This is a genomic window from Nocardiopsis moroccensis (assembly GCF_055763695.1).
In genome coordinates this window covers 3,911,580-3,937,126 of the sequence record NZ_CP199747.1, presented here as the reverse complement: position 1 = coordinate 3,937,126, position 25,547 = coordinate 3,911,580, and the positions used below count along the sequence as shown (strand labels likewise).

Sequence of the window (25,547 nt, the reverse complement as noted above, 5' to 3'; positions counted from 1 at the left end):
CCGGTGGCCGGTCCGGGCCCGCTCCACTGTGGCCTGGGGCACACCACCCGGTTAGGGTGCGTGTTGACTTCCGGTTGCGTACACCTCTCGAAGGACCCCGGCCATGATCAAGGTGCTGCTCGTCGAGGACGATGTCCGGTTGGCCGACGCTCTCGCCGATGCGCTGGAGTCGCACGGCTACGAGGTCGACCAGGTGCGGACCGCGGAGGGCGCCCTGGCCGCGCCCCCCGCGGACGTCGTCCTGCTCGACCTCGGGCTGCCGGACATGGACGGCATCGAACTGTGTCGCCGGATCCGGGAGCGCCAGGACTTCGGGGGCACCGCGATCATCATGGTCACCGCTCGGGGCCGACAGCGCGAGAGGGTCCTCGGGCTGCGCTCCGGCGCCGACGACTACGTGGTCAAACCCCTGGCCGTCGAGGAACTCTGCGCCCGCATGGAGGCGGTCCTGCGCCGCACCAGCAGACAGGACGCCCCCGTCCTGGCGGCCGGTCCGATCCGGGCGGACCTGACCGACCGCTCCGTGCTGTGCTCGGGCAGACCCGTCGAACTGACCCGCAAGGAGTTCGACCTGCTCGTCGTCCTGCTCAGGCAGGCGGGGACGGTGGTCTCCCGAGAACACCTCCTGCTGTGTGTCTGGCAGACCGTGTGGCCCGGAACCCTGCGAACGCTCGAAGTGCACATCGGCACCCTGCGCTCCAAGCTGGACGCGCCCCGGGCCATCGAGACCGTGCGCGGTGTCGGCTACCGGCTGGTGGCGGCCGATCGCGCGGCCGGCGCGCCCGCCGCCCGGGGCTGAGCGGCCGACCGGGGACCGCACATGCGCAGACGTCTGGTGACCGTGTACGTCACGCTGCTGGTGGCGGCCTGCCTCGCCCTGGCGGTGCCGCTGTGCGGCAGCATCGCCGCACGCGGCACCTCGGACATGACGCTCGACCGGATCAACGACACCGCCCGCTTCGCCGGGCTGGCCGAGCCCGCTGTTCTCACCCGCAGCGAGGGCACGCTCTCCGGTGAACTGGCCGCCTACGACGAGGTGTACGGGATCGCCGCCGTGGTGGTGGACCGCGACGGGGAGGTCGTGGCCTCCTCCCGGCCCGGCCTGACCCTCGCCGATCTGGTCCCGGCCGGGCCCGCGGAGAGCACCGGCCAGATGCCCGGCCCGGTCCGCACCGCCCTGGCCGGGAACCGGACGGGTGCCGACAGCGTGGTCTGGCCCTGGCAGGAGGAACCGCTCGTCGTCGCCGAACCCATCGGGCGCTCCGGGGAGGTGGTCGGCGCGGCCGTCACCGTCTCACCCACCGAGTCCCTGCGTCGCGCCACCCTCGTCCAGTGGGGTGTGGCGTGGCTGGTGGTCACGGCTCTGATGGTGGCCGGCATCGCCGCGGCCGGCCCGCTCACCCGCTGGATCCTGGGGCCCATCGACGACCTCGACGAGGCCACCCGGGCGGTGAGCGGCGGCAGCCTGGACACCCGGGTGCGCACCGCCGCCGGCCCGGAGGAACTGCGGCGGCTGGGGGAGTCCTTCAACCGGATGGCCGACACCATCACCGACATGATGGAGAGCCAGCGCACCTTCGTCGCCTACGCGGGGCACCAGGTGCGCAACCCCCTGGCCGCGCTGCGCCTGCGGGTGGACGGCCTCGCACGGCACCTGGGGCCCGAGGCGCGGGGGGCGCACCGCCTCGCCCTGGACGAGGTGGACCGGCTCACCCGCATCTGCGACAGCCTGCTCACCCTGGCCCGAACCGAGGACGCAGAGCACTCGACGGTGTGGGAGGACGTCCGGGAGGTCGCCGAGGAGCGGGTGGCGGCGTGGAGCCCCATCGCCGAACGGGCCCGCGCGGAACTGGTCTGTGAGGGCGCCTCGCAGGTGATGGTGCGCTGCGTGGAGGGCACTCTCGACCAGGCCCTGGACGCGCTCATCGACAACGCGCTGAAGTTCGGCGGACCCGGGGTGAGGATCCGCGTCCGGGTGTGTGAACCGGTAGGGGACAGCGACGGGGACGGCTGTCCTCACCTGGACGTGCACGTTCTGGACGACGGTCCCGGGCTCCCCGACGGGCGGCTCGGCCGGGCCACCGAACCCTTCTGGCGCGACGGCGGGGACGGCGGCTCCGGGCTGGGGCTGTCCATCGTGGTCACCCTGCTGGAACTTCAGGGGGCGCGCCTGTCCCTGCGGCCCGCCGACCCGCACGGCATCGACGCGAGGATCCGCCTGCGGATGCCCGCCCTCGCGGATACGGAACGGGACGCACCGGTCCCGGGCCGACCGCCGACTCGTCGTGGGCGTACTTGACCGAGCGGTAGTACACGCCGGCGCCCGGGTGCAGCGGCACCGGCAGGGTGGAGATCGCCGACCTCGGGTGCAGGTGCAGTGCCACGGGGTGGATCTCCACCATGGCGCCCTGGGAGTCGAACAGCAGCCGGGTGAGCCTCGTCGCGGTCCGGTCCGGCATCCGTTCGTCGGCCACCAGCAGGCTCGGCACCCCGATGGTGCGGACCGCGGGCACGCCCGGGTACGTCCCGGCCGGTACCGGGAGCTCGGAGAAGAACTGTCCGTGCTCCTCCACCAGCTGCGGGACGTGTTCGGACAGGTCGAGCAGCCGGACCGGGACCTGTTCGGCCAGGTCGGAGACGGCTTCGGTGGGCAGGCCGCCGGACCAGAAGAAGGCGTCGATCCGGCCCTCCGCCAGGGCTGCCGTCGAGTTGCCGATGGACAGCCGCAGCCGCTCCACCCCCGGCGAGAAGGGATCGTCGGCGCCAGGGGTCCCCCCGGCCGGTGCCGGGCCCGGGGCCGAGCGCTCGGGGTCCTCCGCCAGACCGGCGGCGGCCAGCAGCCGTTCGGCCATCATCTCGGTACCGGAGCCCCGTTCCCCCACGGAGATGGTGCCTCCGGCCAGGTCGGCGACCCGTTCGTAGGGGGAGTCCGCCCGTACCACCAGGTGGGTGTGGTTGTCGTACAGCCGGGCGATCGCGGTGATCGGCAGCGGCTCGTCGAAGGGCTCCTCGCCCGCGACGGCCAGCGCGGCGACGTCGGCGAGCGTGAAGGCCGCGTCCAGGGAGCCGGAGGCGATCAGGCGGTTGTTCTGCACACTCGCGGCGGTGGTCAGGGCGGTGATCTCGATGTCCGGGCTGTGCTCGGTGATCTGGGCCAGGCCCGTTCCGTACACGTGGTAGACACCGCCGGCGCCGCCCGTCCCGACGGACAGGCGGAGGGGGGCCGTGCCGGGGGGATGCGACCAGGACAGCAGGGAGGCGACCACCAGGCCGACGGAGAGGGCCCGGGTGGTCGGCCACAGCCTGGGGGAGGTGAGCCGCGCCATGAGCGAACACTAGCAACCCGTCCCGAACCTCAGGAGAGGCTCAAATCCACCCCCTGGCGCTATCCGTTTCCCGGCGGTGAAGGCTACGTTTCCCACGACGGAAAGTGGCGCGGGCCACACCCGCCCCCCCCGGGAGCGCGCCCCGGGCCGTCCCCGACATCCCCTGATCCGATCACCCGAGAGGACCCGATCGACCATGCGACGCACACTGCTGTACTTGGCCGCAGCCCCCGCCGGCGTCATCATGTTCGCGGCCTGCGGCGCGCAACCCGCCGAACAGGCGGCGCAGGACGCCGGACTCGGCGGCGGCCCCGTCCAGCCCGACCTCAGCATCGTCACCGGCGGCACCAGCGGCGTCTACTACCCGATCGGCGGTGCCCTGCGTACGATCATCGGTGACAACCTCGAGGGCCAGAGCGCCTCGGTCGAGTCCACCGGCGCCTCCGTGGAGAACATCCGACTGCTCGGCGGCGGCGCAGCCCACCTCGGCCTCGTCCAGGGCGACGCCGCCGACCAGGCCTTCACCGGCACCGCCGACTTCGAGGGCGACCCGGTCCGGACCTACGCGCTCGCTGTCATGTACCCGAACGTCTTCCACGCCGTGACCCTGGCCGACACCGCCGCATCCGAGGGCTTCGAATGCTTCTCCGACGTCCGGGGCAGCCGTTACTCCGTCGGTGACATCGGCAGCGGTAACGAGGCCACCACCAACCAGGTGTTCCAGTCCCTGGAGATCGCCTCCAGCGAGGTCGGCCTCCAGCAGCTGGGCTACGCGGAGACCGCCAACGCCCTGATCAACAACCAGCTCGACGCCGGCTCCTGGGTCGTGGGCGAGGGCCACTCGGGCATCACAGAGCTCGGCACCACGGAGGACATCCACATCATCGAGATGTGCGACGAGGAACGCGACGCGGTCGTCAGCGGCTACGGCGGCTACACCGAGCACGTCATCCCGGGCGGCACCTACCCGGGCGTGGAGGAGGACGTCAACACCATCGCGGTGTGGAACGCCCTGGTCGTGCCGGGCGGGTTCAACGAGGACCAGGCCTACGACGTCACCAAGGCCATGTTCGACAACATCGACGAGGTCGTCGGCGTCTACGCCCCCGGCGAGGAGTACCTGGTCCCGGAGACCATCGGGAACAGCCCGGTCCCCGTGCACCCGGGCGCCGTGCGCTTCTACGAGGAGCAGGGCGTGGAGATCCCCGCGGACCTGCTGCCCGACGCCGCTTCCGACGAGGGGTAGGGCGCGTGGCCTCCGGTGGCCTCCGGCGGCCACGGACCGCCGTGTTCGTGGCCGCCGCCCTCCTGCTCGCCGTCGCGGCCCTCACCCTGCTACCACTGTGGCCCGCGCTGCGGCTGAGCGCGGACGGCGAACGGCTCGGGCATCTGCCCCTGGCGCCGGACGAGCTCTTCACCCTCTCCTACGTGCACTCGATCGACCACCTGCCGATCGAGGAGAACATCGGTGTCCGGGACGGTGGTTTCGTCGTCGAATCCACCCGCCTGCGCCAGTTCGGCGCGGGCATGGGCCACATCCCGGGTGAGGGGACCGGACGGGCCGACGGCCAGTGGTGGGTCATCGAGGACATGGACCGTGAGATCGGCCCCCGGGTCGCGATCCGCGTGGGCGCCCCTGACGTCGACCACCGGGTGCGCACCTCCGACGCCGAGGTACGGCTCTCCCCGTGCCTGGCGACCCACCGGGTGGTCCTCGAACCCGCCCGCGTCACCACCCTCCAGTTGTTGTTCGGCCGTGACCCGCAGCCGGACTGCGGCTGACCCGGCCCGAGACACTTCGCCGCACGGACCCCCTGACACGCTCCGCGCGGCCCGGCGAATCCGAGGAAGAAGATGGCTGAGACACCACCCCGGGCGCGGGGCGACCGACCTCCGGCAGCGGAGGAACCAGCGGCGAGCACCCAAGGCGAGGTGGTCACCGCACCTGCCCGTACCGGGGCCGCAGACCCCGGAACGACCGACCCCGGGACGACCGAGGACCCACCGCTCTGGCGCCGGATCGCTGCCGAACGCTGGGGCGAGGGGCGGGCCGGCCTGGTCATGGGCGGGATCATCCTCGCCCTGGGCGTCGCCCTGACCCTCTTCCAGCTCTACGTCGCCCTGCGCTCCGGACTGGACGCCCGAGAACAGCGCCTCATCCACCTCATGCTGGTGATGACGGCGGTGTTCGTCATCATGCCGCCGTTCCGGAAGGCCAGGGTCGGGAGCGGCCCGGCGGGTGTCGCGGTGGGAGCGGTGCTCGACCTGGTCATGGTGGTCGGCACCGTGGTGGTCAGCCTCTATCCGATCGTCCTCCAGACCGAGTTGTCCCGGCGGGCGGGCGCCTACACCGAGACCGACTGGATCATGGGCGCGATCGCCGTCGTGATCCTGCTGGAGGCCACCCGGCGCGCGGTCGGCCCGGTCATGGTCGTCCTGGTGGCCGGATTCCTGCTGTACGCCTACTACGGCCCCTACATCCCCGGCCAGTTCGGCCACGCGGGAGCCACCCGCGAGCGCATCGCCACCCACACCTTCCTCGGCACCGACGGCATCTACGGTCTCACGCTCGGTGTCGTGGTCACCTTCGTGTTCGTGTTCATCCTGTTCGGGGCACTGCTGTCCAAGACCGGTGGCGGCAACTTCTTCATCGGCCTGGCCTACGTCCTGACCGGGCGCATGGTCGGCGGCCCGGCGAAGGGCGCCGTGCTGGGCAGCGCCCTGATGGGATCAGTCTCCGGCAGCGCCATCGCGAACGTGGTCACCAGCGGCCCGTTCACCATCCCGCTGATGAAGAGGGTCGGGTACAGGAAGCACGACGCCGCGGGCGTGGAGGCGGCCGCCTCCACCGGCGGCCAGATCCTGCCGCCCATCATGGGCGCGGGCGCCTTCCTCATGGCCGAGCGGCTGGGCATCCCCTACGCCGACATCGTCAAGGTCGCGATCATCCCCGCGCTCATGTACTTCGCGCTCATGTTCCTGTTCGTGGACATCCTCGCCCGCAAGCACGGCGTCGGCAGGATGCGGGAGGAGGACATCCCCACCCTGTCCGCCGTGATGCGTTCCGGCTGGCACTTCCTCGCCCCGCTGGTCCTGCTCGTCACCCTGTTGCTCAACTACGTGTCGCCGACACGGGCCGGGCTGGCCGCCTGCGGGGCCCTGCTGCTCGTCGCCATGCTGCGGGCCGGTAGCCGACTGAGCCTCCGGGACTTCCTGGAGGTGTTCGTCACCGCCGCCCGCAGCACCCTGCCGGTCTCCGTGGCCTGCGCCGTCGCGGGTGTCATCGTCGGAGTGGTCGGCCTGACCGGGCTCGGGCTGGTCTTCTCCGACGTGCTGGTGAACGTCTTCGCCGGCAACCTCCTCATGACCCTGGTGATGGTCGCCCTGGCCTCCCTGATCATGGGGATCGGCCTACCGGTGACCGCCTCCTACGTGGTGCTGGTCATCCTGGCCGGCCCGGCCCTGGAGGAGCTGGGGCTCGCCCTGGTCGTCGCGCACATGATCGTGTACTGGCTCAGCCAGGACTCGAACGTCACGCCCCCGGTGGCCTTCGCCGCCTTCGCGGCGGCCGGGATCGCCGACTCCAAACCGATGCGCTCGGGCGTGTCCGCGTGGAAGTTCGCCAAGGGCCTCTACCTGATTCCGCTCATGATGGCCTACTCGGCGCTGATGGAGGTGGACGGGCCGGTCCTGGACCTGGTCCTCGCGGTCGCCACCGGATCGGTGGCGCTCGCCGCCGGGGCCATGGCCATCGAGGGCCACTTCCTGCGCCGCACCCTGCTGGGTGAACGTATCGCCCTGGCCGTGTCCGCCGCGCTGGTCCTCGTGGCCCCCGAGTGGACGGGCTGGACACAGGCGCTGTTCTCCCTCCACGTGGCCCCGCACTGGTTCGTCCTCACCGGAACGGTGACCGGCCTCGTGCTGATCGTCCTCCAGGTGGTCAACCACCGCAGGGACGCGGCCCGGCAGACGGCCGCGCTGGCCGGCGGGGGACGACCGGCCCCCGCCGGCAGGTGACGCGGGATGCCATAACCTCACTGGCATGGCTGGCATGTGGCGATTCGGACGGAACCCGGCGAGGGTGCTGCGCGGCACCGACCTGGAGACGGCGCTGGTGTCCGCCTCCTACGGGACGGACCCACTGCTGCGCGCCGGTTGCGAGGCGGTGCGCGGGGGCGACGCGGAGGCGGGCGCTGCCCTGCTGGTGGAGACCCGGGAGGACCCCGAGGTCCGTGCCTACCAGGCCGAGGCGCTGGGGCGGGCCGCCGCCGACCGCCCCGACGAGGTCGCCGCGCTGGTGGAGGGGGGCGCCGACCCCGCCGACACGATGCTGTGGCTCGGCCACGCCCTGCTCGCCCGGGCCGTGGCCTCGCCCGCCGGAGGAGCCGACACCACCCGGGCCGACCGGAAGGCCTTCGAGGCCGCCCTGCACGAGGCACGGGTCCCGCTGGAGGAGGCCGCCCGGAGCCGCCCCGACGACGCCGCCCCCTGGGCCGCGCTCCAGACGGTGGCGATGGGGCTCGGTGACCGGGAGGAGCGGGAACGGGCCTGGACCGAGGCGATCGCGCGGGCGCCCCACCACTTCCCCGCGCACCTGACCCGGGTGCGCTCCCTGGCCCCCAGCCGAGGGGGCTCGGCCGAGGAGATGTTCGCCGCGGCCGGGGCGGCGGCCGACACCGCACCCGAGGGCAGCCCGCTGCCGGCCGTCCTCGCCCTGGCCCACGCCGAGTACCTGCGCGGCGAACAGCGCAGGCTCCTGCGGGAGGGCAACAGCGCCTACATCGCCGCCATGAGCCTGGGTCGCCTGCACGGGGAGGCGGTTCGGGAGCTGTTCGCGCTCGCGCGGGGGTGGGCGTCCGCGGCCGTGCCGCACGTGCGCGGCGTCCAGGCCCACCACCTGTTCGGCTGGGCCTTCCACCGGGCGGGGGAGAAGGACCTGGCCCGGTGGCACCTGGGGGCGGTCGGCCGGTACGTCTGCGACATCCCGTGGGCCTTCTTCGGGTCCGCGCGCGCCGAGGCCGCCCTGGCCATGGCCGAACTGGGGGTGGACCCGCGGGCGGACCGGGGGACCGGGACCGGCTCCGGGATCGGCTAGGCGCGCCGCGGCCGATGCGGCAAGAATGGGCCCATGAGCCGCACACCCCCCGTGAGTCCCCGCCAAGCCCTCCTCCTCGGCATCGTGGCCGGGGCCGGGGCGACCCTGCTGTCCCTGCTGATCGCCTGGTTCTACCTCGTACTCGTGGTCGAGGTCTCCGACACCGGGGTGCTCGGGGTCGACGCCGACAAGCTGCGCGTCACCGTGTTCGTGACACTGGCCGCCGCACCTCTCCTGGCGTGGCTCCTACTGAGGCTGCTCGGCCTGCCCCACCCCCTGCCGACCGCGCTGCTCTCGGTCCCCCTGTACCTGGTCTACGCCGCCCTGCCCCTCACCGAGTACCCGGTCATGCAGCACCCGCTCTGGGGCAGGGCCCTGGGCCTGGTCGCCATGACCCTCGCGGTCACCCTTCCGGTCCTGGTGACCAGCAGCCTCCACCGGCGCCGCGCCGCACCCCCGGTCTCCCCCGAGGACGACAGCAGCGATCCCCGGACCTGACACGTCCGTGCCGTGGGCCGAAAAACACTGGTCGGCCGCGGGCGGGGTCGGACACAATGCACGGGTGCTACTGACGATCACCACCACAGCCCGGCCGGCGACGGACCTCGGACACCTGCTGCACAAGCACCCCGACAAGGCGCAGAGCTTCGAGCAGTCCTTCGGGACGGCGCACGTCTTCTACCCCGAGGCCACCGAGGAGCGCTGCACCGCGGCCCTCCTCCTCGAGACGGACCCGCAGGCGCTGTTGCGTACGCGCACGTCGGTGAGCACACCCGACTTCGCCCTGGCACAGTACGTGAACGACCGGCCCTACGCCTCCTCCTCCCTGTTCACGGTGGCCCTGGGCAAGGTCCTGCGGACCGCGATCCGGGGCGTGAGCCGGAGCCGTCCCGAGCTGGCCGGCACACCCATCCCGCTGGTCCTGCACCTGCCCGCGGTCCCCTGCCGCCCCGGTCCGGAGAAGGCCAGGGCGCTCTTCGAACCATTGGGCTGGACGGTCCGGGCCGAACCGGTCCCGCTCGACCCGGGGCTGCCCGGCTGGGGCGACTCGCACCACCTGTCGCTCACCCTGACCGGAACCCTGCGGCTGTCCGAGGCGCTCAGCCACCTGTACGTGCTGCTGCCCGCGATGGAGGGCGGCAACAAGCACTACTGGGTGGACTCCACCGAGATCGACAAGCTCCTGCGCGCGGGCGGCGCCCCGGTCGACGGGGTCGAGGACGGGACCGGTGCGGGTGCGGGCTGGTTGGCCGGGCACCCCGAACGGGGGTGGATCGCCCGGCGCTACCTCGCCCGCCGGGACCGCTACGTGCGCACCGCCATGACCCGGCTGGCCGAGGCCGACGACCGGAGCGCCGAGCCCGAAACCGAGACCGAGGAGGGGGAGGCGACCGGGGCGGTCCCGCGCGATCCGGCGGTCGAGGAGCGCGAGCCCTCGCTGGCCGAGCAGCGTGCGGGCGCGGTCCTGGCAGTGCTGGAGGCCGAGCGGGCCACCAGCGTCATCGACCTGGGCTGCGGCGGCGGCAGACTGCTGGAGCGGCTGGCCGGAGTCCGCGCCCTGGACCGGATCACCGGGGTGGACGTCCACGCGGGCAGCCTGGAGGCCGCCCACCGCAGGCTCTGCAAGGGCTGCCACCCGGACGGGGGTGGGCGGCACCGAAGCTTGTTCACCGACCACGACGCCCGCCCCGGCGACCGGTCGGCCCGTCGGCCCCGCCCCGAACTGCTGCTGGGCTCCGTGGTCTACCGGGACCGGCGCTTCCACGGCCACGACGCGGCGGTGCTCATGGAGGTCGTCGAACACCTCGACCCCTCCCGGCTGCCCGCCATGGAGAACGTGGTCTTCGGCGACGCCGCCCCCCGCGTCGTCGTGGTCACCACACCCAACGTCGAGTACAACCGCCACTACGAGGGCCTGGCCGAGGGCGCGTTCCGGCACGCAGACCACCGCTTCGAGTGGACCCGCGCCGAGTTCGCCGCCTGGGCCGACCGCGTCGCCGCCGAACACGGTTACACCGTCCGCCGCCTGCCGGTCGGCCCCGAACACCCCGAGACCGGGGCCCCGACCCAGATGGGAGTCTTCACCAATTGAACGAGTCGAACGACGAGGCCGCCCGCGAGCCCCGAGTGCTCCGCGTGCCCCGGATGGGGCTCGTCCTGCTGGTCGGGGTCTCCGGGTCGGGCAAGTCCACCTTCGCCGCCAGGCACTTCAAGCCCACCCAGGTGATCGGCTCCGACTTCTGCCGGGGCATGGTCAGCGACGACGAGAACGACCAGACCGCGACCTCCGACGCCTTCGCACTGCTCGGCACCATCGTGGACATCCGGCTGCGGCGCGGGCTGCTCACCGTCGTGGACGCCACCAACGTCCAGCGCGGGGCGCGTGAGCACCTGATCCGTATCGCCAAGGACAACAACGTCCTCACCACCGCGATCGTGCTCGACGTGCCCGAGGCACTGGCCCGCGAACGCAACCGCGTCCGCCCCGACCGCGACTTCGGCGACCACGTCATCCGCCGTCAGCGGCGCGACCTCACCGGCGGGATCAAGCGGATGGCCCGCGAGGGCGTGCGCAAGGTGTACGTCCTCAGGGGGCAGGAGGAGATCGACGCCGTCCGCATCGAGCTGGAACGCCCCTGGCCGGACCGCACCGAGCTCACCGGGCCCTTCGACATCGTCGGTGACGTCCACGGCTGCCGATCCGAACTGGAGTCCCTGCTGGCGGAGCTCGGCTACGAACTGCGCCGCGACGGCGAGGGCCGCCCGGTCGGGGCCCGGCACCCGCAGGGCCGCACGGCCGTGTTCGTCGGCGACCTCGTGGACCGCGGGCCGGACAGCCCCGGGGTGCTGCGCCTGGTCATGGGCATGGTCGCCGAGGGCGACGCCCTCTGCGTGCCCGGAAACCACGAGAACAAGCTGGTCCGGTACCTCAGGAGCGGCAAGGGCCGGCTGACCCACGGTCTTGCCGAGACGGTCGAACAGCTGGGCCGGGAGAGCGAGGAGTTCCGCGCACGGGTGCTGGACTTCTGCGACGGCCTCGTCAGCCACCTGCTGCTGGACGGCGGCAGGCTGGTGGTGGCGCACGCCGGGCTGAAGGAGGAGTACCACGGCCGTGCCTCGGGCCGGGTGCGCTCCTTCGCCCTGTACGGCGAGACCACCGGCGAGACCGACGAATTCGGCCTCCCCGTCCGGCTGCCCTGGGCCCGCGACTACCGAGGCAGGGCGATGGTGGTCTACGGGCACGTGCCCACGAACAAGGCCGAGTGGCTCAACCGGACCATCTGCCTGGACACCGGCTGCGTGTTCGGCGGAAAGCTCACCGCGCTGCGCTACCCCGAACGGGAGATCGTGGACGTGGACGCCGAGCGCACCTGGTACGAGCCGGTCCGGCCGCTGGTGCAGAGCCCGCCGGAGCGGGACGACGGGGGCGCCGGCCAGGTCATCGACATCAACGACGTCGGGTTGGGCGAGCAGGGGTCCGGGCTGTTCGTCGAAACCGCCCACGGCACCGTGCGCGCCGACGCCGAGAGCACCATGGCCGCGCTGGAGGTGATGAGCCGCTTCTCGGTGGACCCCCGATGGCTGGTCTACCTGCCGCCGACCATGGCCCCCGCACCGACCGCCGCCGACCCCGGGCTGCTGGAGCACCCCGACGAGGCCTTCGCCTCCTACCGGGGCTCCGGCGTCGGGCAGGTGATCTGCGAGGAGAAGCACATGGGCTCGCGCGCGGTCGCCGTGCTGTGCCGTGACGAGGCCGCCGCCGAACGGCGCTTCGTCCCGGGTGAGCTCGGCACCGTCCACACCCGCACCGGACGCCCCTTCTTCAGGGACCCCGCGGTCCAGGCCGAGGTGGTCCGCAGGCTGCGGCAGGCGGTCACCGACGCGGACCTGTGGGACAGGCTCGGCACGGACTGGGTGGCCCTGGACGGCGAGATGCTGCCCTGGTCGGCCAAGGCGCGTTCGCTCATCCGAGAGCAGTACGCGTCCGTGGGCGCCGCCGCCCGGGCCTCGCTGCCCGCCGCCGCGGCCGCCCTGGCCGCGGCGGCCGAGCGGGGCGTGGACGTCGGGGGACTGGCGGAGACCATCGCGCGCCGCACCGAGCAGACGGAGGCGTTCAGCGCGGTCTACCGCCGTTACTCCTGGGAGACCGAGGGCGCGGACGGGCTGCGCTACGCCCCGTTCATGCTGTTGGCCTCCGAGGGCCGGGAGTACGGCGATGCCGACCACCTCTGGCACATGGGGGTGGCCGAACAGCTGGCCGGGACCGGCGGGATGGTGTCCACCACCCGCTACCGGGTGGTGGACACCACGGACCCGGACGCCTGCGCGGCCGCGGCCGCCTGGTGGCGGGAGATGGTCGACCGCGGCGGCGAGGGCATGGTGGTCAAGCCGCTGCTCGGTGCCCGGGCCAAGGGCCGCAAGGGCCTGGCCCAGCCGGGGCTGAAGGTCCGCGGACCGGAGTACCTGCGGCTCGTCTACGGGCCGGACTACACCGACCCGGAGCGGATCGCGGTGCTCAAGGACCGCAAGCTCGGCCGAAAGAGCGGGCTGGCCATGCGCGAGCACAAGCTCGGGCTGGAGGCCCTGACCCGCCGGGCCGCGGGTGAGCCCCTGTGGCGGGTGCACGAGCCGGTCTTCGCGATCCTGGCCCTGGAGACCGAGCCGGTGGACCCGAGGCTGTGACCGTGCGGGACCGACGGGCGGGGCGCCTTCGTACGCCCTGCCCCGTCCGGGGCGGGCAGCGGGCCCGGCGGTTGGACCGGTCCGGACCAATGACTCGGTCGCCCGACTCCGGGAGTCCGGAGTTTGGAGGATCACACCGAAGCCCGAGCTCTCGGTTGTCGTGTGATCACAACAATCGGGCACCGAGTCGCCTTCTTTTCACGTCGTCTCTTTCGAGCGGACATCCGCGAGCGCCATGATGTGGCCGCACCAGACCCCCGGAGAAATCGGAGCAGGCGTGTCCCCAACCCCCTCCAGACCCACAACCCGTGCCTCGGCGGCGGTCGCGGCGGCAGCCCTGGCCGCGGGCCTGCTCGCCCCGGTGCCCGCCCTGGCCGCGGCCGACGGTCCGGTCATCAGCGAGGTGTACGGCGGCGGTGGCAACAGCGGAGCCGAACTGCGGCACGACTTCGTCGAGCTGGGCAACCCCACCGACATGGCCGTCGACCTGGCCGGGTGGAGCGTGCAGTACCTCCCGGCACGGCCCAGCGACGCCACCCGGGTCCAGGTCACCCCGCTCGACGGCAGCATCCCCGCGGACGGGCACCACCTGATCCGGCAGTCGGCGGGCAGGGGCGGCACCATCGAACTGCCCGAACCCGACGACACCGGGAACACCAACATGTCGGCCACCGCCGGGGCCGTTCTCCTGGTGGAGGGCACCGACCCCGTCGAGTGCCGCACCGCTGCGACCTGCGCCGAGGACGGAAGCATCATCGACGTGGTGGGCTACGGCGGCGCCGTGGTGCACGCCACCTCGCCCGCTGCGGGAACCAGCAACACCACCTCGGCCTCCCGTGACTCTGCCTTCACCGACACCGGGAACAACTCCGCCGACTTCACCGTGGCGGAACCGAACCCCGTCAACAGCGCGGGCGAGACGGTCGGGGACCCCGGCGGCGGTGACCCCGGGGACCCGGTCGAACCCGGTGACCTGGCCGTCCACGACATCCAGGGGACCGGCCGGACCTCGCCCCACGTGGGTGAGGAGGTCTCCGGCCTGCCCGGCGTGGTCACCGCGGTCAACGCCTTCGGCAGCGCCCAGGGCTTCTGGTTCCAGGACCCCGAGGGCGACGACGACCCCCGCACCAGCGAGGCGCTGTTCGTCTTCACCGGCTCCACCACCCCCGACGTCGCGGTCGGCGACGAGGTCCTGGTCGCCGGACGGGTCAGCGAGTACCGTCCCCAGGGCGGAGCCCAGAGCATCACCCAGCTCGACCGGGCCCGGTGGACCACCGTCTCCCGGGGCAACGACCTGCCCGAGTCGGTCCTGCTCGACGCCGACGCCATCCCCGAGACCTACGCCCCGGACCACGGCGGCGACATCACGGATCTGGAGCTGCGACCCGACAAGTACGCACTGGACTTCTGGGAGGCCCACGAACACATGCGCGTCCGGGTGGAGGACGCCCCGATCATCGGCGCCACCGACGGCTACGACGCCCTGTGGGTGACCACCCGGCCCGACGAGAACCCCACGGCCAACGGGGGCGCCCGCTACGGCTCCTACGAGGAGCCCAACAGCGGCCGGGTGAAGATCGAGTCCCTCCTGGACCGGGACGTGCGCCCGTTCCCGAACGCGAACGTCGGCGACACCCTCGCCGGGATCACCGAGGGCCCGGTCTACTACAGCCGGTTCGGCGGCTACCTGGTCCGCGCCACCACCCTGGGCGAGCACGTGCCCGGCGACCTGGAGCGCACCCCGGTCCGGGAGACCGAGCGGCACGAGATCAGCGTCGCCACGTACAACGTCGAGAACCTCGGCGGCGCGGACGACCAGGCCGACTTCGACGCCCTGGCCGAGGGCTTCGTGGACTACCTGGGCTCACCCGACATCGTCGGGCTGGAGGAGATCCAGGACAACAGCAGCGCGAGTGACGACGGCACCGTGGACGCCGACGTGACCCTGGACCGCCTCACCGGAGCCATCGCGGCCGCGGGCGGGCCCGCCTACGAGTGGCGCCAGATCAGCCCCGAGGACAAGCAGGACGGCGGCCAGCCGGGCGGCAACATCCGCAACGCCTTCCTCTTCGACCCGGACCGGGTCCGCTACGTCGACGCGGCGGGCGGCGACGCCACCACCCCCGTCGAAGTCCTGGAAGGCGAGCGCGGCGCCGAGCTGTCCGTCTCACCGGGGCGGATCGCCCCGCAGGACGAGGCCTGGGAGTCCAGCCGCAAGCCGCTGGTCGGCCACTTCCGCGCGCTCAACCGCGACGTGTACGTGGTCACCAACCACTTCAACTCCAAGGGCGGCGACCAGGCCCTGCACGGGGTCAACCAGCCGCCGGAGCGGGTCAGCGAGACCCAGCGCCACGCGCAGGCAGCCCTGGTCCGCGAGTTCGCCGACGAGCTCCTCGCGGTGGACCCCGAGGCCAACCTGGTGGTGATGGGGGACCTGAACGACTTCCAGTTCTCCACCACCCTGGACATCCTCACCGGGGACGGCGCGCTCACCAACCCGATGGTGGACCTGTTGGAGCCGCAGGAGCGGTACAACTACGTCTACGACGGCAACTCCCAGGCGCTCGACCACATCCTGGTCAACGGGGCCCTGGCCGGGCGGGTCGACTACGAGGTCGCCCGGATCAACTCCGAGTTCCACGACCAGGTCAGCGACCATGACCCGCAGGTGCTGCGGATCGACACCCGGCGCAGCACTTCGCCCGGGCGGGGCTGAGCCGCAGGGCCGGGAGCCGAATCCCGACCAACCGTGACGGGGCGGGCACCGCGACGGTGTCCGCCCCCTCACACGTCCGGGACACCCTCCCGGAGTCTCCGGACGGCTCGGCGGCTGCCCCTATCCTGGAGGGGTCCGCACAGCCCTCTTCCAGGGAAAATCGATGAACGTACTGCTCACCGGCGGCGCCGGGTACATCGGCACCCACACCGCCGTCGAACTGCTCCAGGCCGGGCACGAGGTCGTGGTGGTCGACTCCCTGGTCAACAGCCACGAGGAGGCCCTGCGCCGGGTGGAGCGGATCACCGGTCGTACGCTCACCTTCCACCGGGCGGACTGCACCGACCCCGAGGTGATGCGCGCGGTGTTCGACCGGCACGACATCGACGCGGTCATCCATCTGGCCGGGCTCAAGGCGGTGGGCGAGTCCGTCCAGCAGCCACTGCGCTACTACCGCAACAACCTCAACGCGCTCCTGACCCTGTGCGAGACCATGGACGCCGCCGGGGTGCGCGACCTCGTCCTCAGCTCCTCGGCCACCGTCTACGGCGACCCCGACCGCGTGCCCATCACCGAGGACACCCGGCTGTCGGCCACCAACCCCTACGGCAGCAGCAAGCTGTTCGCCGAGCAGATCCTGGACGACCTGGCCACCTCCGACCCGCGGTGGAACATCATCTCGCTGCGCTACTTCAACCCGATCGGCGCCCACGCCAGTGGTCTGATCGGGGAGGACCCCCAGGGTGTCCCGAACAACCTCTTCCCCTACATCGCGCAGGTGGCCTCCGGGCGCCGCGAGCGGCTGAGCGTGTTCGGCGACGACTACGACACCCCCGACGGCACCGGCGTGCGCGACTACCTGCACGTCGTGGACCTCGCCAACGGCCACCTGGCCGCCGTGGACCACCTGGCCGACGCCCCCGGACACCGGGTGTACAACCTCGGCACCGGACAGGGCACCTCGGTCATGGAGGGCCTGCGCTCCTTCGAGCGCGCCACCGGGTCGCCCATCCCGTACGAGGTGGTCGGCCGCCGCCCCGGCGACATCGCCGTCTGCTACGCCGACCCCTCCGCCGCCGCCCGCGACCTGGGCTGGAAGGCCGTACTCACCATCGACGACGCCTGCCGGGACAGCTGGCGCTGGCAGTCCGCCAACCCCGGCGGATTCGCGGGCTGATCCGGCCCCGCTGCCCGGCCGGATCCGCGTGCCGGGCGGCACATCCGCCGGTGCGCCCCGGCCTCGGACAACGCCCTAGACTGGACGGACATCCCATTTTTCTGCGGAAGGTCCTCCGTCGTGTCCGTTGGTGCTGACAGCACGTTCGACACCGTCCTCGTCGTCGACTTCGGTGCGCAGTACGCGCAGCTGATCGCACGGCGGGTCCGGGAATGCCACGTGCACAGCGAGATCGTGCCCTCGACCATGCCCGTCGAGGAGATGCTCGCCAAGAAACCCAAGGCCATCATCCTCTCCGGCGGCCCCTCCTCGGTGTACGCCGAGGGCGCCCCGAGCGTGGGGCCCGAGCTCTTCGAGACCGGGGTTCCGACCTTCGGTATCTGCTACGGCTTCCAGGCCATGACGCGCGCCCTGGGCGGGGTCGTGGACAGGACCGACCTGAGCGAGTTCGGCCGCACCGAACTGTCCGCCGAGGTCGACTCCGTGCTGTTCGAGGGCCTGCCCGAGGGCCTGAGCGTGTGGATGTCGCACGGGGACTCCGTGGTGCAGGCCCCGGCGGGCTTCAAGAGCACCGCCAGCACCGAGGGTGCCCCGGTCGCCGCCTTCGAGGACACCGACCGCCGCCTGTTCGGCGTGCAGTTCCACCCCGAGGTGATGCACACCGAGCACGGCCAGGACCTGATGCGCCGCTTCCTCTACGAGGGCGCCGGGTGCCGCCCCACCTGGACGATGGTGAACATCGTCGAGGAGCAGCTGGAGCGCATCCGCGGGCAGATCGGCGACAAGCGGGTCATCTGCGGTCTCAGCGGTGGCGTGGACTCCGCCGTGGCCGGGGCCCTGGTTCAGCGCGCCGTGGGCGACCAACTCACGTGTGTGTTCGTCGACCACGGTCTGCTCCGCAAGGGCGAGGCCGAGCAGGTCGAGAAGGACTTCGTCGCGATCACCGGCGCCAAGCTGAAGGTGGTCGACGCCGAGGAGCGCTTCCTGTCCGCGCTGGCCGGGGTGAGCGACCCCGAGGAGAAGCGCAAGATCATCGGCCGTGAGTTCATCCGGGTCTTCGAGCAGGCGGCCCGCGAGGTCGTCTCCGAGGGTGGCGAGGGCGGCGCCGAGGTCGAGTTCCTGGTCCAGGGCACCCTGTACCCGGACGTCGTCGAGTCCGGCGGGGGCACCGGCACCGCGAACATCAAGTCGCACCACAACGTGGGCGGGCTGCCCGACGACCTCCAGTTCACCCTGGTGGAGCCGTTGCGTGAGCTGTTCAAGGACGAGGTGCGCAAGGTCGGCGAGGAGCTGGGTCTGCCGCCCGAGATGGTGTGGCGCCAGCCCTTCCCCGGCCCCGGCCTGGGCATCCGGATCATCGGGGAGGTGAACCGGGAGCGCCTGGAGATCCTGCGCGAGGCCGACGCGATCGCCCGGGAGGAGCTCACCCGTGCCGGGCTGGACCGCGACATCTGGCAGTGCCCGGTCGTGCTGCTCGCCGACGTGCGTTCGGTGGGTGTGCAGGGCGACGGCCGCACCTACGGCCACCCCGTGGTGCTGCGTCCGGTCAGCAGCGAGGACGCGATGACCGCCGACTGGTCGCGGGTGCCCTACGACGTGCTCGCCCGTATCTCCAACCGGATCACCAACGAGGTGCGCGAGATCAACCGGGTGACGCTGGACGTGACCAGCAAGCCCCCGGGCACCATCGAGTGGGAGTAACCCTCCCCAGGACGTAGCGGGGCCCGGCACACCGTGTGTGCCGGGCCCCGCCGCCGTTTCGGGAGCCATTGTCCCTTGGGGTCAGTCCCTGGTCGGGAAGACGTCGATCCGGGTCGGCTCGGTGTCGGGGGCGTGGGTGAGGGCCAGCATCTCGGGCTCCTCGTCGATCCGGACGCTGAACACCAGCTCGCCCTGGGCCTCCTCGCCGGAGGGGACGGCCGACCACAGTTCGGCCTTCTCCTCGGTCGCGGTCGGGGTGTCCGCGGTGACCCACCGGTTGTTGTCGGTCACCAGCTTCTGCTCCCGCGAGCTGAACACGACCGCGGTGTCGCCGAGGTTCTCCAGGACCAGGTCGGCCATGCAGTACAGGCCGTTGTCGATGTTCGAGCGCCCCGGCAGGTTGTCGACGCAGCGGAAGTCGTTGACGCGGTACCGGACCGCGCCGTCCTCGGAGAGCCCGGTGCCGTCGGTGGACTCCGGGACCGTGGGCTCCGCGTCACCGAGGTCGTCGTCGGGCAGGGTCGGCCCGGGGGCGGAGTCGCCGGTCTCCTCCTGCTGGGTGCCACCGCTGTCGAAGTCCATGCCCCTGACGACGAAGGTGATCAGCAGGGCGAGGGCCAGGACGAGGCCGACGGCGCCCAGGAACAGGCCCCAGTAGAGCCCGTTCCGCCTGCCGGGGGCGGCGGGCCGGTGCGGTGGCGGCGGGACCGGCGGCACGTACGGCTGGGGTCCCCGCTGCTGCTCGGCGGGGGGCGGCACCATCGGGATGGGGCCGGTGGCCGCGGGGTGCTGTGCGGGTGGCGGGCCGGGTGGCGGACGGCGCTGCTGGCCGTGGCTGCCCGGCGGCGGACCGGGCGGGTGCCCCGCCGCGGGGTGGCCCGGGGGCGGCCCCTGCTGGGAACGGGCGAAGTTGCCGGTCTGGTGGGCGGGGGGCGGCATCTGCGGCGGGGCCTGGTACGGGCCGGGGACCGGATGGCGCATCCCGGTCATGGTCTGGTGCGCCGGGTGCGCCGGGTGGGGCATGCCGGGCGGCATCGGGGGCAGGTTGGGCCGCCACGACTGGTGCAGGGCGTGGGAGACCATGTCGTTGGGGTTGGTGGTGTCCTCGCCGCCGGCGAGTTCCAGGAGCAGGTCCTGGGCGGTGGGTCGACGGCCCGGTTCCTTGGCCAGGGCCCGGGTCACCAGGCGGTCCAGCGGGCTGTCGAGATTGCCGATCTGTGGTTCGGCGAACAGGACCCGTTTGCCGAGCGTCATCGCGTCGCCGTTGCCGAAGGGGTGCGTGCCGTTGCCGGCGAAGGCCACCAGACAGCCCCAGGCGAAGATGTCCGCCGAGGTGGTGACCTGCTCCTCCAGCAGCTGTTCGGGTGCCATCCAGCCGGGGCTGCCCATGACGATGCCGGTCTGGGTGTGGTTGGTCGCGGTGTTCATCGCACGCGCGATACCGAAGTCGATCACCCGGGGGCCGGACAGCGACAGCAGGACGTTGGCGGGCTTGAGGTCGCGGTGGACCAGCCCGGTGCGGTGGATGGCCGCGAGCGCGGCGGCCACGCCCAGGGCGAACCCGTGCAGCGTGGAGGAGTCCAGGGGACCGTTCTCCGCTATGTGCTCGGCCAGGGCGGTGCCCGCGATGTACTCGGTGACCATGTAGGGACGGTTCTCGAACGTCCCGTGGTCGAGCACCTTGGCGGTGCAGAAGGAGGCGACCTTGCGGGCGTTCTCCATCTCGTCACGAAAGCGCGCCCTGGTCTGCTCGTCGAAGGCGAGCTCAGGGCGGATGACCTTGATGGCTACCTGGTTGTTCTTCTCCGGCGTGCTGCCCAGGTAGACGGTTCCCATGCCGCCACTACCCAGCTTCCCGGACAGCACGTAGGGACCGATGGTGGCCGGATCTCCGGCGGCCAGCGGTTCCAGGTTCTTCGGGAGCCCATCCGACGGCAAGCGACCCTCCCCGACGGTGTCCAAACTCCGCCTTGCCCCAAGGTAGCGGTGTTTGTGCCCTGATTCCCACTCACGGGCCGGATCGGGCCGTTCGCGGGTCGGGCGGTAACTGACATGACAGTGGTGACGAATCCCGGACCGCCGGGTCCCGCCCTCCTCGGCGCCGGTGTCCGCGCCGGTGGGATGCGGTGAACACGGCGGACCCCGTGCGGGGGTGTGTGTTCACGCAAGGTGGGGGTTCCTTTACGATTGGGGACTCGTGACCGTTAATACCACCGTAACCGTGCGGGTACCCGCGAAGGTGAACCTCCAGTTGGCGGTGGGGCCCAGACGCGAGGACGGATTCCACGCCCTCGTCAACGTGTTCCACGCCGTCTCGCTGTTCGACGAGGTTACCGTCAAGGCGGCGCCGCCGCGTCAGTCGCGTGCCCTCACCGAGTTGACCGCCACCGGCCAGTCGGAGTCGCACCTGGCCAGAGTGCCGCTGGACGGGAGCAACCTCGCTGCCCGTGCCGCGACGCTGCTGGCCGAGGAGACGGGGGCCGGTTCTCCCGTCGACATCCACATCGACAAGCGCATCCCGGTGGCCGGGGGCATGGCCGGCGGCAGCGCGGACGCCGCGGCCGCCCTGGTGGCCTGTGACCGTCTGTGGGGCTGTGGCCTGCCTCGGGAACGCCTCCTCGAACTCGCCGCCCGGCTGGGTAGTGACGTGGCCTTCGGGCTGGTCGGGGACACGGCGGTGGGTACCGGGCGCGGTGAGCTCCTGGAGCCCCTGGCGAGTCCGGGACGGTTCCGCTGGGTCTTCGCGCTCTCCACCCGCGGCCTGTCCACAGCCGACGTCTTCGGCGAGTACGACCGCCTGCGTCCGGACGCCCCCGAGCCGCGGCTGGACGCCGCCCTGGCCAAGGCCCTGGCCGACGGCGGGGCCCGGGCCCTGGGCCGCGCCCTGAGCAACGACCTCCAGCCCGCCGCGCTGTCCCTGCTGCCCGAGCTCGAGCGGACCCTGGAGGCGGGGCGCTCGGCCGGGGCTCTCGGGGCCCTGGTGTCCGGTTCCGGTCCCACCTGCGCGTTCCTGGTCGGCGGCGGGGACGAGGACCCGTCCGAGGTCGCCGAGCGCGAGGCCGGGGTGGTGGCCGCCCTGTGGTCGACGGGGCTGTGCGAGCAGGTGGTCTCGGCGGACGGGGACGTCCCCGGCAGCACCGTCCTGTGAGTGTTGTGTTGTGAGTTAAATCACCCACGATTTCTCCGCCATGGAAGGGCCTCCGCCAATTGACCTCAACCTTGGTTGAGGAAGAACACTGACGGTATGACGACCGCAGCCACCTTCTCCAGGTACGCCGACCTTCCGGCACTCATCGGGCTCATGGAGGGCGACGAGAAGCACCACGGGGCTTCCGCGTCCACCCTCGACGTGCTCTGGGTGCTCTACGACCGTGTCCTCGAGGTCACCCCCGACACCGCCGAGGACCCGGCCCGGGACCGCTTCCTGCTCTCCAAGGGGCACGGCCCGGCTGCCTTCTACGCCGTACTCGCCGCCAAGGGCTTCCTCGACGTGCCCACCCTGCGCGGCTGGACCGCCTTCGACTCCCCGCTCGGCCACCACCCCGACCGCGTCCTGGTCCCCGGAGCGGAGATCGGCAGCGGCTCCCTGGGCCACGGGCTGCCCCTGGGCCTGGGCACCGCCCTGGGACTGCGCGCCCGGGGCGTGCGCAGGGCGGACCGCACCGAACCCCGCGTGGTGGTCCTCGTCGGCGACGGCGAACTCGACGAGGGCAGCAACCACGAGGCCATCGCCGCCGCGGGCCGCCTGGGCGCGGACAACCTGACCGTCGTGGTCGTCGACAACGCCTCCGCGGAGCACGGTTGGCCCGGAGGGGTCGGGCGCCGCTTCGAGGTCGAGGGGTGGGCGGTCCGTGAGGTGAACGGGCGCGACCACGACGCACTCGACGAGGCCTTCACCCGTACCCGCGACGGACGGCCGCTGGCCGTCGTCGCCCGCGTCCGCAACGGAAGCTGAGGAGCACCGGCCATGCGTGAGACCTTCGCCGCCACCGTCAACCGGGCCCTGGAACAGGACCCCCGCACCGCACTTGTCCTCGCCGTCATCTCCTCCGGTATGTTCCGGCGCTCGGCCACGAGGTACCCGGACCGCGTCATCGACCTGGGTATCCGGGAACAGGCCATGATCGGCGTCGCCGGAGGGCTGGCGCTCACCGGGATGCGGCCCGTCGTGCACAGCTACGCGCCCTTCCTCGTCGAGCGCCCCTTCGAACAGATCAAGATCGACCTCGGCCACCAGGACGCGGGGGCGGTGCTGGTGAGTATCGGGGGCTCCTACGACGCCGCCGCGGCGGGGCGCACGCACCAGTCGCCCGGCGACATCGCCCTGCTGGACACCCTGCCCGGATGGACGGTCCGCGTCCCCGGCCACCCCGACGAGGTCTCCGAAGCCCTGGAACTGGACATCCCGGGGGACCACCGCGCCTACCTGCGGCTGTCCGGCACCTCGAACCGGGCGGCCCTGCCGGTCGGCCCCCGCCTGCACGTCCTGCGCACGGGCTCGCCCCGCTCCGCCGGGGTGGTGGTCGCGGTCGGCCCGATGCTGGACCGGGTGCTGGAGGCCACCGCCGGCCTCGACGTCACCGTCGCCTACACCTCCACGGTGCGCCCCTTCGACCGGGAGGGGCTCAGCACCCTGGCCGCCGCCGCGGGCAACGCCGACGTGCTCCTGGTCGAGCCCTACCTGCGGGGGACCTCCGCCCACGAGGTCTCCGAGGCCCTGGCCGACCGGCGCCACCGCCAGCTGAGCCTGGGCGTGCCCAGGGACACCGAACTGCGCGCCTACGGCACCCCGGCCGAGCACGCCAGGGCGCACGGTCTGGACGCTGAGGGAATCGCCAAGGCCGCCAGGGACTTCTTCCTGGTGTAGGCCTTTTCCGAAGGTCTGACGCCCAGAACCCGCCCGGGGCCGTGCGTGGTGCGGACCCGGGCGTTCCCCTGCGTCCGTCCTGTGCGCGCGGTCGTGTGTTCCGCGCACTGGGGCGCTGACGCCACAATGGAGAGCGATGACAAATCTGGTCAACCTTCAGGACGTGTCCCTGGCCTACGGGCCGCTCGTACTCCTCGACAAGGTGTCCCTTGGCGTGGACGAGGGCGAACGCATCGGTGTCGTGGGCCGCAACGGTGGTGGTAAGTCCACGATGATCTCCGTGCTGTCCGGATTCACCAAGCCCGACTCCGGCCGCGTCGTGCACAACCGCGGGCTGCGGGTCGGTTTCCTGCACCAGCGCGACGACTTCCCGGACAGCACCGTCGGCGAGTTCGTGCTGGGCGACCGGGCCGAACACGAGTGGGCCGGCGACCCGCGCATCCGCGACATCCTGAAGGGCCTCCTCGGGGGCTGGGACCTGGACCTGCCCATGTCCGGCCTGTCCGGTGGCGAGCGCCGCCGTTCGGGGCTGGCGCGCCTGCTGGTCGGCGACCACGACCTCATCGTCCTGGACGAGCCCACCAACCACCTCGACATCGAGGGCATCGCCTGGCTCGCCCAGCACCTGCGCGGCCGTCCCGAGGCACTTGTGGTCGTCACACACGACCGCTGGTTCCTGGACGCGGTGACCAACCGGACCTGGGAGGTCGGGCGCGGCGCTGTCGAACGCTACGAGGGCGGGTACGCCGCCTACGTGCTGGCCAAGGCCGAACGCGACCGTCAGGCCGCGGCCGAGGAGGACCGCCGCCAGAACCTGATGCGCAAGGAGCTGGCCTGGCTGCGCCGTGGGGCGCCCGCGCGTACCTCCAAGCCCAAGTTCCGGATCGAGGCGGCCAACCAGCTCATCGCGAACGAGCCGCCGCCCCGTGACTCCGTGGAGCTCGTCCGCTTCGCCAGCTCGCGGCTGGGCAAGACCGTCATCGACCTGAAGAAGGTCTCGGTCGCCATCCCCGAGCGCACCCTGCTGGACGAGCTCACCTGGCAGCTGGGCCCGGGCGACCGGGTCGGGCTGGTCGGGGTGAACGGCGCGGGCAAGTCCACCCTGCTGAAGATCCTCGCCGAGGAGCGCGAGCCCGACTCGGGCACCGTGCGCACCGGCCGGACCGTCAAGCTGGCGCACCTGTCGCAGAACATCGCCGAGCTGGACCCCGCCATGCGCCCGCTCCAGGCCGTGATGGACGTGCGGGAGCACATCACCATCGGCAAGCGGGACTACACCGCCAGCCAGATGCTGGAGAAGTTCGGTTTCCGGGGCGACCGGCAGTGGACGCCGATCGGCGACCTGTCCGGCGGTGAGCGGCGCCGTCTGCAGCTGCTGCGCCTGCTCATGGACGAGCCGAACGTGCTGCTGCTGGACGAGCCCACCAACGACCTCGACATCGAGACCCTCACCGAGCTGGAGGACCTGCTCGACGGCTGGCCCGGTTCCCTGGTGCTGGTCAGCCACGACCGGTACTTCCTGGAGCGGATCACCGACCGGGTGCTCGCGCTCATGGGCGACGGTTCGCTGGCGTTCCTGCCCGGCGGGGTCGAGGAGTACCTGGACCGTCGCGCGGCCACCGCCGACGAGGTCACCGTGCCGCTGGGGGCCTCGGAGACGGCCGCCGCCCAGGCCCCGGCCGAGCGGCCCGCGGTCTCCCAGGCGGAGCGCCGCGCCGCGCAGAAGGAGATGCAGCGCGTCGAGCGCCGGATGGACAAGATCGCCAAGCGCGAGGCCCAGTTGCACGAGCAGATGGCCGCCGCGGCCGAGGACTACACCAAGCTCGCCGAGCTCGACGCCGAGGCCAAGACCCTCACCGCCGAGAAGGACGAGCTGGAGATGGTCTGGCTGGAGCAGGCCGAGCTGATCGGCGACTGAACGGGGTTTCCTTCGGGGAGTGCCAGCCATGGGCGGTCGCCCGGGCCCCTGTGCCCGGACGGCC

The 25,547-nt window shown here is 72.2% G+C and carries 17 protein-coding genes and 1 pseudogene; 16 read left to right on the top strand and 2 right to left on the bottom strand.

Translation table 11 applies throughout. The annotated features are described in order from the left end of the window. The first annotated feature begins 103 nt into the window (after window positions 1-103). Entirely contained in the window at window positions 104-799 is a 696-nt protein-coding gene (locus tag ACUKCB_RS17465; protein WP_473036669.1) for a response regulator transcription factor, read from the top strand. A gap of 21 nt (window positions 800-820) precedes the next feature. Next, the gene (locus tag ACUKCB_RS17460; protein ID WP_473036668.1) at window positions 821-2,299 is read left to right on the top strand and encodes a sensor histidine kinase; all 1,479 of its coding nucleotides are present in this window, start codon (window positions 821-823) and stop codon (window positions 2,297-2,299) included. Window positions 2,300-2,357: 58 nt separating this feature from the next. Here ACUKCB_RS17460 and ACUKCB_RS17455 read toward each other — a convergent pair. After that, window positions 2,358-3,326, bottom strand: a pseudogene (locus ACUKCB_RS17455) (TAXI family TRAP transporter solute-binding subunit); the annotation flags it as partial. Window positions 3,327-3,522: 196 nt separating this feature from the next. On the opposite strand from ACUKCB_RS17455, the gene ACUKCB_RS17450 reads away from it, so the two are divergent. The 10 genes from ACUKCB_RS17450 (at window position 3,523) to guaA (ending at window position 18,698) form a co-directional block, all read left to right on the top strand. Further along, window positions 3,523-4,572: a TAXI family TRAP transporter solute-binding subunit gene (locus ACUKCB_RS17450; protein WP_473036667.1), complete on the top strand. Its 1,050-nt coding sequence runs from the start codon at window positions 3,523-3,525 to the stop codon at window positions 4,570-4,572. Window positions 4,573-4,577: 5 nt separating this feature from the next. Continuing rightward, window positions 4,578-5,108, top strand: coding sequence for a DUF1850 domain-containing protein (locus tag ACUKCB_RS17445; RefSeq protein WP_473036665.1), 531 nt, complete (start codon window positions 4,578-4,580; stop codon window positions 5,106-5,108). 72 nt (window positions 5,109-5,180) lie between these two features. Next, window positions 5,181-7,343 carry a TRAP transporter permease gene (locus ACUKCB_RS17440; RefSeq protein ID WP_473036664.1) on the top strand — a complete coding sequence of 721 codons (2,163 nt, stop codon included), beginning with the start codon at window positions 5,181-5,183 and terminating at the stop codon, window positions 7,341-7,343. A gap of 34 nt (window positions 7,344-7,377) precedes the next feature. Then, a complete protein-coding gene (locus tag ACUKCB_RS17435; protein WP_473041052.1) occupies window positions 7,378-8,421 on the top strand; it encodes a hypothetical protein in 1,044 nt (347 codons plus the stop codon). A 33-nt stretch (window positions 8,422-8,454) separates the two neighbouring features. Continuing rightward, window positions 8,455-8,919 (top strand): hypothetical protein, encoded by a 465-nt coding sequence (locus ACUKCB_RS17430; RefSeq protein ID WP_473036663.1) that lies wholly within the window; start codon window positions 8,455-8,457, stop codon window positions 8,917-8,919. Window positions 8,920-8,983: 64 nt separating this feature from the next. After that, a complete protein-coding gene (locus ACUKCB_RS17425; protein ID WP_473036662.1) occupies window positions 8,984-10,513 on the top strand; it encodes a 3' terminal RNA ribose 2'-O-methyltransferase Hen1 in 1,530 nt (509 codons plus the stop codon). A gap of 53 nt (window positions 10,514-10,566) precedes the next feature. Beyond that, complete coding sequence (locus ACUKCB_RS17420) at window positions 10,567-13,104, top strand: polynucleotide kinase-phosphatase (protein WP_473041051.1); 2,538 nt, start codon at window positions 10,567-10,569, stop codon at window positions 13,102-13,104. Window positions 13,105-13,381: 277 nt separating this feature from the next. After that, the gene (locus tag ACUKCB_RS17415) at window positions 13,382-15,820 is read left to right on the top strand and encodes an endonuclease/exonuclease/phosphatase family protein (RefSeq protein ID WP_473036661.1); all 2,439 of its coding nucleotides are present in this window, start codon (window positions 13,382-13,384) and stop codon (window positions 15,818-15,820) included. Window positions 15,821-15,983: 163 nt separating this feature from the next. Next, window positions 15,984-16,997: a UDP-glucose 4-epimerase GalE gene (galE, locus tag ACUKCB_RS17410; protein ID WP_473036660.1), complete on the top strand. Its 1,014-nt coding sequence runs from the start codon at window positions 15,984-15,986 to the stop codon at window positions 16,995-16,997. Between the two features lie 120 nt (window positions 16,998-17,117). Beyond that, window positions 17,118-18,698, top strand: coding sequence for a glutamine-hydrolyzing GMP synthase (gene guaA, locus ACUKCB_RS17405; RefSeq protein WP_473036659.1), 1,581 nt, complete (start codon window positions 17,118-17,120; stop codon window positions 18,696-18,698). Window positions 18,699-18,779: 81 nt separating this feature from the next. Here guaA and ACUKCB_RS17400 read toward each other — a convergent pair whose 3' ends face one another. Further along, window positions 18,780-20,636 carry a serine/threonine-protein kinase gene (locus ACUKCB_RS17400; protein ID WP_473036658.1) on the bottom strand — a complete coding sequence of 619 codons (1,857 nt, stop codon included), beginning with the start codon at window positions 20,634-20,636 and terminating at the stop codon, window positions 18,780-18,782. A 259-nt stretch (window positions 20,637-20,895) separates the two neighbouring features. Here ACUKCB_RS17400 and ACUKCB_RS17395 point away from each other — a divergent pair, with 259 nt between their 5' ends. The 4 genes from ACUKCB_RS17395 (at window position 20,896) to ACUKCB_RS17380 (ending at window position 25,483) form a co-directional block, all read left to right on the top strand. Then, window positions 20,896-21,846 carry a 4-(cytidine 5'-diphospho)-2-C-methyl-D-erythritol kinase gene (locus ACUKCB_RS17395; RefSeq protein WP_473036657.1) on the top strand — a complete coding sequence of 317 codons (951 nt, stop codon included), beginning with the start codon at window positions 20,896-20,898 and terminating at the stop codon, window positions 21,844-21,846. Between the two features lie 96 nt (window positions 21,847-21,942). Further along, a complete protein-coding gene (locus tag ACUKCB_RS17390; protein WP_473036656.1) occupies window positions 21,943-22,653 on the top strand; it encodes a thiamine pyrophosphate-dependent enzyme in 711 nt (236 codons plus the stop codon). Window positions 22,654-22,665: 12 nt separating this feature from the next. Continuing rightward, window positions 22,666-23,565, top strand: coding sequence for a transketolase family protein (locus tag ACUKCB_RS17385; protein WP_473036655.1), 900 nt, complete (start codon window positions 22,666-22,668; stop codon window positions 23,563-23,565). Window positions 23,566-23,701: 136 nt separating this feature from the next. Continuing rightward, window positions 23,702-25,483 (top strand): ABC-F family ATP-binding cassette domain-containing protein, encoded by a 1,782-nt coding sequence (locus ACUKCB_RS17380; RefSeq protein WP_473036654.1) that lies wholly within the window; start codon window positions 23,702-23,704, stop codon window positions 25,481-25,483. Window positions 25,484-25,547: the final 64 nt, after the last annotated feature.

Coding starts and splice junctions, on each gene's coding strand:
- ACUKCB_RS17465 (WP_473036669.1), top strand. CDS start 104: ATGATCAAGGTGCTGCTCGTCGAGGACGATGTCCGGTTGGCCGACGCT.
- ACUKCB_RS17460 (WP_473036668.1), top strand. CDS start 821: ATGCGCAGACGTCTGGTGACCGTGTACGTCACGCTGCTGGTGGCGGCC.
- ACUKCB_RS17450 (WP_473036667.1), top strand. CDS start 3,523: ATGCGACGCACACTGCTGTACTTGGCCGCAGCCCCCGCCGGCGTCATC.
- ACUKCB_RS17440 (WP_473036664.1), top strand. CDS start 5,181: ATGGCTGAGACACCACCCCGGGCGCGGGGCGACCGACCTCCGGCAGCG.
- ACUKCB_RS17435 (WP_473041052.1), top strand. CDS start 7,378: ATGTGGCGATTCGGACGGAACCCGGCGAGGGTGCTGCGCGGCACCGAC.
- ACUKCB_RS17430 (WP_473036663.1), top strand. CDS start 8,455: ATGAGCCGCACACCCCCCGTGAGTCCCCGCCAAGCCCTCCTCCTCGGC.
- ACUKCB_RS17420 (WP_473041051.1), top strand. CDS start 10,567: ATGGGGCTCGTCCTGCTGGTCGGGGTCTCCGGGTCGGGCAAGTCCACC.
- galE (WP_473036660.1), top strand. CDS start 15,984: ATGAACGTACTGCTCACCGGCGGCGCCGGGTACATCGGCACCCACACC.
- ACUKCB_RS17390 (WP_473036656.1), top strand. CDS start 21,943: ATGACGACCGCAGCCACCTTCTCCAGGTACGCCGACCTTCCGGCACTC.
- ACUKCB_RS17385 (WP_473036655.1), top strand. CDS start 22,666: ATGCGTGAGACCTTCGCCGCCACCGTCAACCGGGCCCTGGAACAGGAC.
- ACUKCB_RS17380 (WP_473036654.1), top strand. CDS start 23,702: ATGACAAATCTGGTCAACCTTCAGGACGTGTCCCTGGCCTACGGGCCG.